This is a genomic window from Metabacillus niabensis, from assembly GCF_902829255.1.
GTDB lineage: Bacteria > Bacillota > Bacilli > Bacillales > Bacillaceae > Metabacillus > Metabacillus niabensis.
Window position 1 is genome coordinate 43,902 of the sequence record NZ_CADEPK010000031.1, and the last position, 11,236, is coordinate 55,137.

Sequence of the window (11,236 nt, forward strand, 5' to 3'; positions counted from 1 at the left end):
AGTAAACAAGTATCTTTGCTCATTCTACTATTGTTTTATCCAATATGCTACTGGTAATCGAATGAAGTTAATCCGATTAGATTTCCTCGTTAATAACACCTATAATAGAGAAAGGACTATGAGTGAAAGGATGTTCATATGAGTAAAACAGTCGTTCTAGCTGAGAAACCTTCAGTAGGAAGAGATTTAGCTAGAGTGTTAAAATGTCATAAAAAAGGAAATGGCTTTTTAGAAGGTGACCAATATATCGTTACATGGGCATTAGGCCATCTCGTTACATTAGCCGATCCTGAAACTTACGGGGATCAATATAAATCATGGCGCTTAGAAGATTTACCAATGCTGCCACCACAATTAAAGCTTGTCGTAATTAAAAAAACAGGAAAGCAATTTCAGGCGGTCAAAGCACAGCTGCTTCGTAAGGATGTTCGTGAAATTGTCATTGCAACAGATGCTGGTCGGGAAGGAGAGCTTGTTGCTCGCTGGATTCTCGAAAAAGCACGGGTAAATAAGCCGATTAAACGATTATGGATTTCATCTGTAACAGATAAGGCAATTAAAGATGGCTTCAGACATTTAAAAAATGGCAAAGACTATGAAAATCTATATGCATCAGCAGTTGCCCGTGCAGAGGCAGACTGGTTAGTTGGGCTTAATGCAACCCGTGCCCTTACTACAAAATACAATGCTCAGCTCTCTTCAGGTCGTGTTCAGACTCCAACTTTAGCGATGATTGCTCAACGTGAAGAGGAAATCAAATCATTTAAGCCGAAAAAATATTATGGAATGAAGGCAGTTACGACAGCAGGTCTTGCACTCACCTGGCATGATGCGAAAACAAATGATACAAAAACTTTTACTGAGAAACATATTGATGAGAAGCTAGCTAACTTAAAAGGTAAATCAGCAAAGGTCACTGATGTGAAAACATCACCGAAAAAGACGTATTCTCCGGCATTATATGACTTAACTGAACTACAACGTGATGCGAATAAGCGTTACGGATTTTCAGCGAAAGAGACATTATCGATTATGCAAAAGCTTTACGAGCAGCATAAAGTGTTAACATATCCACGTACAGATTCACGCTATCTTACAAGTGATATCGTTGGAACATTAAAGGATCGGTTGGAAGCTTGTCGGATCAAGCCTTATACAGCTGTCATCGCAAAAATAGTAAACAAGCCGATTAAAGCAAATAAGTCATTTGTTGATGATCAGAAGGTTTCCGATCACCATGCAATTATCCCAACCGAAGAATCTGTTCCGTTGAGTGCGTTAAGTGAGAAGGAACGAAAAATTTATGACTTAGTTGTAAAGCGGTTTATCGCCGTCCTGCTTCCTGCATTTCAGTATGAACAAACAGTTGTCACAGCAAAAATCGGCGAAGAAGCTTTTTCAGCAAAAGGAAAAAGAATTCTCGTACAAGGCTGGAAAGAAGTTTATACAGACTATACAGATGAAGATAGTGAAGACGATCAAAAGCTCCCTGAAGTAAACAAAGGAGACACGCTATCTGTCGTCTCGCTAACAAAAACAACAGGGGAAACAAAGCCACCAGCACGTTTTAATGAGGCAACACTTTTATCTGCGATGGAAAACCCATCAAAATACATGGCAGGAGAAAGCAAGGAGTTAATTAAAACAATCGGTGAAACAGGTGGACTCGGTACGGTTGCAACAAGAGCAGATATTATTGAAAAGCTTTATAGCAGCTTCCTCATTGAAAAGAAAGGGAAGGAAATCTTTATTTCTTCTAAGGGCAAGCAATTATTGAACCTCGTTCCTGAAGATTTAAAATCCCCAGTTTTAACAGCTGAATGGGAGCAAAAGCTAACAAAAATTTCAAAAGGAAACTTATCGCAAAAAGCCTTTATCAGTGATATGAGACAATATGCTAAAGAAATCGTCCAAGAAATTAAAAATAGTAAGGAACGTTTCAAACACGATAATGTTACAGGCAGCAAATGTCCAGAATGCAACAAGCTCCTTCTTGAAGTCAACGGGAAAAAGGGAAAAATGCTCGTATGCCAGGACCGCGAATGTGGCTATCGAAAAAATATAGCTCGAACAACGAATGCTCGTTGCCCGAATTGCCATAAAAAGCTTGAGCTACGAGGTGAGGGAGAAGGACAAATTTTTGTATGCAGCTGTGGCCATCGCGAAAAAATGTCAACCTTCCAGGAAAGACGGAAAAAGAACCAAAATAGCAAAGTCTCTAAACGAGATGTAGCAAAATATATGAAGAACCAAAATGATGAGTTCACAAACTCAGCTCTCGCAGACGCACTTTCAAAGCTAAATTTGAAAAAGTAACTAGAAGGGAAGCGCACAATGAACCGAAAAATTGGTCATATTACGATTCTCGTTTCTGACTATGATGAAGCCATCTCCTTTTATACAAATACGCTAGGCTTCGTCCTTTTAACTGATAATCAATTTGGTGAAGGGATGCGCTGGGTAACAGTAGCTCCTTCCCAAGAATCAGAGACCGCGATTGTATTTGTTAAAGCTGATACTGCTGAAAAGCATGCCCGCGTTGGCTCTCAGACAGCTCAGCATGTTTTTCTAGTCATTGAAACTGATGATTGTATCAGAGACTATCATAGGATGAAGGAAAAGGGTGTTACCTTCCATGGTGAACCAAATGACATGCCATGGGGTATAGAAGTTGTTTTTGAAGATCTGTATGGCAATCGATTTGATTTGCTTCAGGTGAAAAGCTATAAGTAAGGAAGATTTAACGTGCCAATCATTCAAACAGATATGTTTATTTACGCACCGCGAGAAATATGCTTTGATGTCGCACGCGATATTGAAATTCATACAGAATCAACAAGCAAGACATTCGAGAGAGCTATCGCTGGTGTTACAAACGGATTAATTGGACTAAATGAGACAGTTACCTGGGAGGCCATTCATTTCGGGATCAAGCAAAAGCTCACTGTGCGTATCACCGAATTTGAGTTCCCAGTACGGTTTGTCGATGAAATGGAAAAGGGTGCGTTTAAGCGATTCTATCATTCGCATGAATTCATTGAGAAAGCAAACGGTACATTGATGGTAGATACGTTTGATTATACCTCCCCATTAGGATGGATCGGAAAAATTGCTGATCGCTTATTTTTGGAGCGATATATGAAGGATTTCCTCATTACAAGGAACCGATATATTAAAAAAATTGCAGAAGAAAGAGTTAAAAATTAGACGTCGCAACGAAAAATGCGACGTTTTTTTATGCGAATTTTGTCGAATGACAGATTTTTATGAAATGTTGAGAGATTATTTAAAGAAGTTGACAAATTTTTTTGTGAAGTTGACAGATTACCAGGAAAAGTTGACAGATTCAGTATCTGTTACCGAAAAAATTTTTCAAAAGGCAGTAGGAATTTAAGCTAAGAGCACGAATATGTAAAGAAAAATCAATTGGAGGGGTAAAATGATTATAAAAAAAAGAGAAATTCCTCTTTCGATCCTCAAATTACAGGCCTTACTTCGAAGATTACCAAAAACTCATCCAAAAGTTCCTCTGTTGCAAGAAAACCTCGCGAAAAGACAATCAGGCTATAATGGTGAGAAGGCACTTGACTATCCATTAAGCTTTCTTTCTGAAAAAGATTATTACATTTTACATGATCTTCGTCTAAAGGATTCAGGTCATTATTTTCAAATGGACACTTTGATTCTAAACAGCAATTTTCTCGTCATTGTTGAGGTGAAAAACATCTCAGGAACCGTATATTTTGATCCAGTTTTTCACCAGTTAATCCGGACAAAGGATGGAGAGGAAACAGCTTTTAAAGATCCGATTTCACAACTAAAAAGACAGGAGCTTCATCTAAAAAATTGGCTAGCAAAAAATGACCTTCCAACCCTTCCGATTTTATCGCTTGTTGTTATTAGTAATGAACAGACGATCATACGTACAGCTAACAATTACAAAGATGCTGCCGAAAAGGTATTACATGCCGATCATCTTCCTAATAAGCTACAACAATTTGAAAAGATGTACCAAGTCAAAAGGTTAACAGGTAAACAAATAAAAAAGGCTTGTCGCTCGTTAAAAAAAGCGGATGAACCTTTGCAATTATCATACTTAGAGCAATATGATATTACCTATGATGAATTAGTGAAGGGAGTATTTTGTCCATCGTGTCAAAGCCACCCAATGATAAGAGTATATGGATCGTGGAATTGCCTAAGCTGTGGCAATAAAGATAAGGATGCTCATATTTTGGCGCTTCAAGACTATATCCTCCTCGTTGGAACGACGATCACTAATCGTAAGTTAAGGGACTTTTTGATGATACATTCACCTAATTTAGCAACAAGACTGTTGCAAATGTTAAATTTACCTAGCGAAGGGTCAACACGGGACCGTATTTACAGCTTAAATAAAAAGGGGTTAACTCCAATGAGTTAGCCCCTTTTCTAAACCTATATATTTTGTCTAATACTATTAGATGATTCTTCGTTTGCTTTTTAATTGCTTAAAGAAAGGAAGAGCAAACACGTAAAACATAGTTGCATGAGCGAGAATAACATTTAATGCAAAAATTGCACCAAACATTAGGTGACCTGCCATAGTATAATCATTGCTTATATATAAGAAGAACATAACCCACATTGCGACGATAACTGGGATCTGAAAAATAGCTAATTTCATATTCTCTTTCCATAAAAAGAGTGGAGTTGCACTTGCCATTAATAAATATGCGAAAAATACGTCCATTTTGAACCAGCTCCTTAACAAAAGTTTGTTAACGCTTTCAGATTTGTGTCAAAAAAAAGGACAATTTGTGAACATTTTGTTACATTTACTATAACATATTCCCTTTTTAGATGAAAGTGATACAAAGGAAAAATATTGTAGTTTTGAAAAATAATAAAATAGCCTCATTTTATGCTGTCATGAATGAAGTAGAAGAGAAAATGGGATGTTAAGCAATAAACATTGACGATCTTAATTTAATTGAAGTATAAGTGTAGATGGAGTTATAATTTTTCGACTATTTAATCCTCCTTCTTCAATACATCATAAATAATGAGGGGGTTAAGAAGTGAAAGGTGGTAAGGATGGAGAATACTCAAGCTATATCTAGAAAGAAACTGCTCGGTGTTGCCGGCTTAGGCTGGATGTTTGATGCAATGGATGTTGGGATCCTTTCGTTCGTCATTGCAGCATTAAAGGTAGACTGGAATCTTTCCTCTTCAGAGATGGGGTGGATAGGAAGTGTCAATTCAATAGGAATGGCTGTCGGTGCGTTAGTATTTGGTGTAATGGCAGATCGAATTGGCAGAAAAAATGTCTTCATTATTACATTGTTATTATTCTCAGTAGGTAGCGGGCTTTCAGCACTCGTTACATCTTTAGCTATGTTTTTAATTTTAAGGTTTTTCATTGGAATGGGTCTAGGTGGGGAGCTTCCTGTTGCTTCAACGCTCGTGTCTGAAAGTGTACCAGCTAAGGAACGAGGAAAAGTTGTTGTTTTGTTAGAAAGCTTCTGGGCTGGTGGTTGGTTAATTGCTGCGCTTATTTCCTATTTTGTCATTCCGCATTTTGGGTGGCAAACAGCTTTAATTTTAACCGCATTACCAGCATTTTATGCACTATATTTAAGAGTGAAATTACCTGATTCACCTGCATTCCAAGCAACAGCAGCAAAAAAGGAATCATCCTTTAGTAAAATAATCAAGGTTTGGGCAAAGCCTTATGTTAAACAGACTGCAATGCTTTGGATATTATGGTTCAGTGTTGTTTTTTCTTATTATGGTATGTTTTTATGGCTGCCAAGTGTGATGGTAATGAAGGGATTTGATTTAATACAAAGCTTTCAATATGTTCTTATCATGACATTGGCACAATTACCTGGTTATTTTAGTGCCGCCTTTTTAATAGAACGAGTTGGCCGGAAATTTGTTTTAGTTACATTTTTAATTGGAACTGCTGTCAGTGCATATTTCTTTGGAAATGCAGAAAGCCTAGGATTACTGTTAACATCTGGTATTTTCTTATCTTTCTTTAATCTTGGGGCGTGGGGAGCATTATACGCATATTCACCTGAGCATTACCCAACAGAAATCCGTGGCACAGGAACAGGTTTAGCGGCATCGTTCGGGCGGATTGGTGGAATTTTTGGTCCGTTATTAGTAGGATATTTAGTTGCAGCAAATGTTTCGATCCATACAATCTTCTTTATTTTTGCCATATCCATTCTAGTTGGTGCACTCGCGGTATTGCTTTTAGGAGAGGAAACGAAGCAAAGAGAGTTACAATAATAGTATTACTTAAGGGATTAGAGATTCTAATTCCTTTTTTAGAAGGAGGAGCTATCTTTGAATAAGATGATTGAATTAATCCAGAATCACCGTTCAATTCGTAAATTTGAGGACAAATTATTATCAGATGAACAAATAAAGACGATAGTTGAAAGCGCCCAAGCTGCATCGACTTCAAGCTTTGTCCAGGCCTATTCAATTATTGGTGTAAAGGATAAGCAGAAAAAGGAGAGGTTAGCTGAGTTAGCCGGTGGACAAGCTTATGTTGCAGAAAATGGACATTTTTTCGTATTTTGTGCAGATCTTTATCGTCATCAGTTAATTGCAGAGAATTACTCACAAGATGCGAGTGAAGCATTAGAAAGTACAGAAAAGTTTATGGTAGCGATTATTGATGCAACACTTGCTGCGCAAAATGCGGTCCTTGCTGCTGAATCGATGGGGCTTGGTGCAGTCTATATCGGTGGGCTACGGAATCAGCTAACAGAGGTATGTGAGTTGTTAAAAATTCCACCATATGTTATCCCGCTATTTGGAGTTGCAGTCGGGTATCCTGCACAGCAGCCAGATAAAAAGCAACGTCTTCCATTACAACATATTTATCATGAGGATGAATACAATCAAGATAAAGTGGCGTATTATCAACAGTTAAATGATTATGATGAAGAAATCTCTGCTTACTATCAAAAGCGAACGAACGGAAAGCGAAAGGATACGTGGACAGGACAAATGGCAGGATTGTTAGCAAAGCCAGCAAGGATGTATATGAAAAAGTTTGTTGAACAACAAGGGTTTAATAAAAGATAATGGAATCTACTGGAGGTGTTCAGATCATGAGCAACCTCCTTTTTTCTTGCTAAAAGCAGGATATTGCAGGCACATAAGTTTGTTTGCTGTTCTTTAAGTCACTCGTCGTATGCATCACGTACATATCTCGTATCTCCGCTCCAAGCCACCACAATTTTGTTCCTTGTGATTTTGCAAAAAGAGTCAAAAAAATAGTGATGTTCCCAAGCTTCCTTGGAATAGGCTTAATTTGAGAGGAAAGAAAAGGAGGTTACTCATGGGGAAATATCCGTTATATCCTTACTATTCCGTACAGCAAAAATGTGAAGAACAGCCACTTACGTTTCCACCTCAACACCAAAATCGCCATCCGGGATTTGAATATGAAATGGTACCAAGGCCTATTTCTGATAGAAAAGGATACAAGGGCAGTGGGAAATTAAAGAATAAAGTTGCCATTATAACAGGTGGTGATAGTGGAATTGGTAGAGCAATTGCCTATGCGTTTGTAAAAGAAGGGGCAGCTGTAGTCATCCCTTATTTAAATGAGCACAGAGATGCTCAGGAGACAAAGCAGCGAATTGAAGAGTTAGGTGGTCGTTGTTTATTACTTCCCGGTGATTTAAGCCAAGAGCAAACAAGTTATCATGTTGTTCAACAAACGATTGCAGCATTTGGAAAATTAGATATTGTTGTAAATAATCACGGGATTCAAATTGTCCAGAAAAGTATTTTAGATATTTCTGCACAGCAGCTTGAAGCTACCTTTCGAACGAATATCTTTGCCTTTTTTTATATGGTGAAGGCAAGTCTTCCTTATTTGAAAAATGGAAGCTCGATTATAAATACAACCTCAATAACTGCGTATGAAGGTCATAAAACGTTAATTGATTATTCAGCAACGAAAGGAGCAATTACAACATTTACGAGATCACTATCCCTTTCATTAGTTGACAAAGGAATTCGGGTGAATGGGGTAGCACCTGGGCCAATTTGGACACCACTTATCCCATCAAGCTTTTCTGCAGAGGAAGTTGCAATATTTGGCTTAGATACAGAAATGAAGCGTGCTGGTCAACCGTTCGAGCTTGCTCCAACCTATGTGTATTTAGCTTCAGATGATTCTCGCTATGTTACTGGTCAAGTTCTTCATGTAAATGGAGGACAATACCGCTCATCATAGAACTCAGATTTTTAATGAAGGTGTCGAATAAAGTAGAATAATAAAATTTATAGGCAATAAGTATGAAGAACAATTGATATTGCTGTGTATAACCTGTTGATAACAGGGATAAGTCTTGATAGATATTGTGGCGAACAAATGTACCCACACAAAATGTGGATATCAATTGTGGATATGTTGATAACTTCTGTGTATAACTTGTTGTTAACCAATACTTACCTTGTTAATATCTTAATTTTTAAAATGTTAATGGAAAGCTATGTACTGGATAATATTGAAATGTTTGTAGCTGTTTGTCTAATATGAGAAAAATGCGCGGTTTTTCTTAGCAAGTGCCTTGAAAAGAGGATATAAAAAGGCACTTGCTTACTACACCTAGTGGATGACTCTTTTAATAAGGTAAGGTTATCCACAATATATAAAACATTTATTGGATTTGTGTATTTATAGAATGTTCCAATCCACTTTTACACAGTCTACATATAAACAATAAAATAAAGGACGTGTATAAATGGGGCAGGAAACATTTGATTGCATTATAATTGGTGGAGGAATTGCAGGGTTACAGGCTGCAATCCAGCTAGGTAGATATATGAGACAAGTTTTAGTAGTTGATAGTGAAAATGGTCGTTCTAATCTTTGCCGTGGTTATCATAATTTACTTGGATGGCCTGATGGTGTTAGTGGACAAACACTTAGAGAGCTTGGGAGAAGTCAGGCTGAAGCTCTGGGGATTCAATTTATAAATGATCACGTAATCGAGGCGCAAAAAGAGGATAAGCTGATGAAAGTTCGTACGAAACAGGGGGAACAGTTTCAATCAAAAACACTGCTTATCTCAACAGGTGTAAAGGATCATATTCCCCCGATTAAACATATTGAAAAATGGTTAGGTCTTTCAATATATGTTTGTCCTGATTGTGATGGATATGAAGGGAAAAATAAACATGTATTAATCTTAGGATCTGGTAAGACCGGAGCAAATATGGCTTTAACTTTAACATATTTTACAAATCAGATTACGTTTATTAATCATGAGGGAAAAACGATCGAAGAAGAGCTATTAAATAAACTTAAGCAAAAGCAAATAACAATCATTGATGAAGAAATAGATGCTATAGTTTCAGATGAAGTATTTAAAGGGGTTAAATTGAAAAACGGCAAAATCATTCAAGGAGATAAGGCTTTTATTGGCTTTGGTGGGAATAAGGTGCACTCGGATCTGGCAAGTCAACTAGGTGTAGAATTGCTTGAGAATAAACATATTCTCATTGACCCGCGGACGAAGGAAACAAATATAACAAATGTATGGGCAGCAGGGGACGCTGTTGCCCATTCGGAACAGGTGACGATAGCAATGGCTGATGGGTGCCAGGCTGCTATATGGATCCATAAACGCTTATTGCATAATAGTTAAATTACTGAGTTACATTCGTAACATTGTTGTTTTATCCTAAGGTCTGGTAGCTGATCTTAATCAACCATTTATTTAAAAACAAAAATGATAAAAAACCCTCAAATATTAGTTTCGTATTTTACCTAGACCTATAAGTTTTGTATCATAGAGAGAAGACAAGTAAGGGAGACGGAAGCAATGAAGAAGGAAATCGAAGCATTGTATGATGAAGTGTATGAAAAGATTGCCAGCTATCATTCAACAACACATGAATATGCGAAACAACTAAAGCAAATCCCTTTTGAACAACGAGAAGAGGAAACAGAAAAATTAGAAAGAATAGAATTCTCTCTTCAAGCTGCAAAGGATATATTAGAAAATATGATGACACCAGGTACAACGATGACTATTATGCATGAAAAGGGATCGATTCAAATTCATATAAATAAATAAAAGCAATTGGAGGATAAAAGCCAATTGCTTTTTTTAATTTATGTTCAGTATAGGCTTCTGAGACTCTCGAGTTACAAGCCTAACTAAATACAATCATGTTTTAGATAATTTTTATCGGGGTTTAGCTGTTGCTTATTAGTTTTCTCCATCTTGTCTAATTTGACCTGGGGATTTTCCAAGCTGTTTTCGTGTTACTTTGCTTAGGTAATTGGCATTTTTATACCCTACTAGCTGGGCGATTTCATCAACCGTATACTTTGTATGTTGCAATAGTTCTGTTGCCTTTTGTAAACGGATATTTGTTAAATATTGAACAGGAGTTACGCCGGTTTCCTTTTTAAATAGGCGGCTAAAATGGTATTTTGATAATTGTGATGCTTCTGCCATTTCATCAGAGCTAATGTCCTCTTGATAATAATTTCTAGCAAATAGTGCTGCGCGAATAATCCCTTCTGACCAATCTTCCATTAATTTATCGAGATTTGATAGGTATACATATAACTCCATAATAAAATGATAGGCGATGCTTGATCCTTCGTAAGCATTCGTAATTTTGCGCTCCTTTGCATCATCATATATTTTTTTAAGAAGCTTGATTGGTGTTGACTCAGGATGAAAACGGACGATTTGATTATCCGTCTCCTTCACATATTCCCAGCAGCGTTTTGCTTCATTTCCATATAAGGTCAAATATAGGAATTCCCATTTCTCAGCATCCTTTGGAAAATAATAATGATAGTTACCAGGACTACTAACAATAAATGCTTGTCCAGCACCCACTTTAAAGGTACGCCCATCAATCGATATTTCACCATGTCCTGATAATGTATATTGAAAAATGTATTTTCCCTGATCTTTACGTTCAATTCCGCTCCAATTGTATATCGTTGAATGCTGTTCATCCCACCCGACAGACCAAATTTGTGCAACATGATTGACCACATGATCGGTAAAACGAAAGACGATCGCCCCGGTTCTTTTATCCATAGCAAAATATTCCCCCTTTTCTACCCTTTTTTTATGATTGAAGCAAAATATGGGTTGTTTTATATGAAAAATCATTTCCGGAAATGTATTTAATAAACAAGTAAAAACGGTTTTACTAATTTAAGCATGAGCAAAAAAGTACTCATGTATAA

General features: G+C 37.1%; 11 protein-coding genes. 9 read left to right on the top strand and 2 right to left on the bottom strand.

The genetic code is table 11. From position 1 onward, the window contains the following. Positions 1 to 138 precede the first annotated feature (138 nt). From HU235_RS05715 to HU235_RS05730, 4 genes are all read left to right on the top strand, one after another. On the top strand, positions 139 to 2,316 hold the full coding sequence (locus HU235_RS05715) for a DNA topoisomerase III (RefSeq protein ID WP_174879579.1): 2,178 nt from the start codon (positions 139 to 141) through the stop codon (positions 2,314 to 2,316). 18 nt (positions 2,317 to 2,334) lie between these two features. After that, the gene (locus tag HU235_RS05720; RefSeq protein ID WP_095300292.1) at positions 2,335 to 2,733 is read left to right on the top strand and encodes a VOC family protein; all 399 of its coding nucleotides are present in this window, start codon (positions 2,335 to 2,337) and stop codon (positions 2,731 to 2,733) included. Between the two features lie 12 nt (positions 2,734 to 2,745). After that, positions 2,746 to 3,207 carry an SRPBCC family protein gene (locus HU235_RS05725; RefSeq protein ID WP_095300291.1) on the top strand — a complete coding sequence of 154 codons (462 nt, stop codon included), beginning with the start codon at positions 2,746 to 2,748 and terminating at the stop codon, positions 3,205 to 3,207. 232 nt (positions 3,208 to 3,439) lie between these two features. Further along, positions 3,440 to 4,423, top strand: coding sequence for a nuclease-related domain-containing protein (locus HU235_RS05730; RefSeq protein ID WP_174879580.1), 984 nt, complete (start codon positions 3,440 to 3,442; stop codon positions 4,421 to 4,423). A gap of 36 nt (positions 4,424 to 4,459) precedes the next feature. On the opposite strand, the gene HU235_RS05735 is transcribed toward HU235_RS05730, so the two are convergent. Then, positions 4,460 to 4,732 (bottom strand): spore morphogenesis/germination protein YwcE, encoded by a 273-nt coding sequence (locus tag HU235_RS05735; protein ID WP_095300289.1) that lies wholly within the window; start codon positions 4,730 to 4,732, stop codon positions 4,460 to 4,462. A gap of 344 nt (positions 4,733 to 5,076) precedes the next feature. On the opposite strand from HU235_RS05735, the gene HU235_RS05740 reads away from it, so the two are divergent. From HU235_RS05740 to HU235_RS05760, 5 genes are all read left to right on the top strand, one after another. Next, on the top strand, positions 5,077 to 6,279 hold the full coding sequence (locus HU235_RS05740; RefSeq protein WP_095300288.1) for an MFS transporter: 1,203 nt from the start codon (positions 5,077 to 5,079) through the stop codon (positions 6,277 to 6,279). A gap of 57 nt (positions 6,280 to 6,336) precedes the next feature. Beyond that, the gene (gene nfsA, locus HU235_RS05745; protein WP_174879581.1) at positions 6,337 to 7,086 is read left to right on the top strand and encodes an oxygen-insensitive NADPH nitroreductase; all 750 of its coding nucleotides are present in this window, start codon (positions 6,337 to 6,339) and stop codon (positions 7,084 to 7,086) included. Positions 7,087 to 7,342: 256 nt separating this feature from the next. After that, positions 7,343 to 8,248, top strand: coding sequence for an SDR family oxidoreductase (locus tag HU235_RS05750; protein WP_174879582.1), 906 nt, complete (start codon positions 7,343 to 7,345; stop codon positions 8,246 to 8,248). A 511-nt stretch (positions 8,249 to 8,759) separates the two neighbouring features. Then, positions 8,760 to 9,665: an NAD(P)/FAD-dependent oxidoreductase gene (locus HU235_RS05755; protein WP_174879583.1), complete on the top strand. Its 906-nt coding sequence runs from the start codon at positions 8,760 to 8,762 to the stop codon at positions 9,663 to 9,665. 177 nt (positions 9,666 to 9,842) lie between these two features. After that, positions 9,843 to 10,097: a hypothetical protein gene (locus HU235_RS05760; RefSeq protein ID WP_145583687.1), complete on the top strand. Its 255-nt coding sequence runs from the start codon at positions 9,843 to 9,845 to the stop codon at positions 10,095 to 10,097. Between the two features lie 135 nt (positions 10,098 to 10,232). Here HU235_RS05760 and HU235_RS05765 read toward each other — a convergent pair whose 3' ends face one another. Further along, the gene (locus tag HU235_RS05765; RefSeq protein WP_095300283.1) at positions 10,233 to 11,084 is read right to left on the bottom strand and encodes a helix-turn-helix domain-containing protein; all 852 of its coding nucleotides are present in this window, start codon (positions 11,082 to 11,084) and stop codon (positions 10,233 to 10,235) included. Between the last annotated feature and the right edge of the window lie 152 nt (positions 11,085 to 11,236).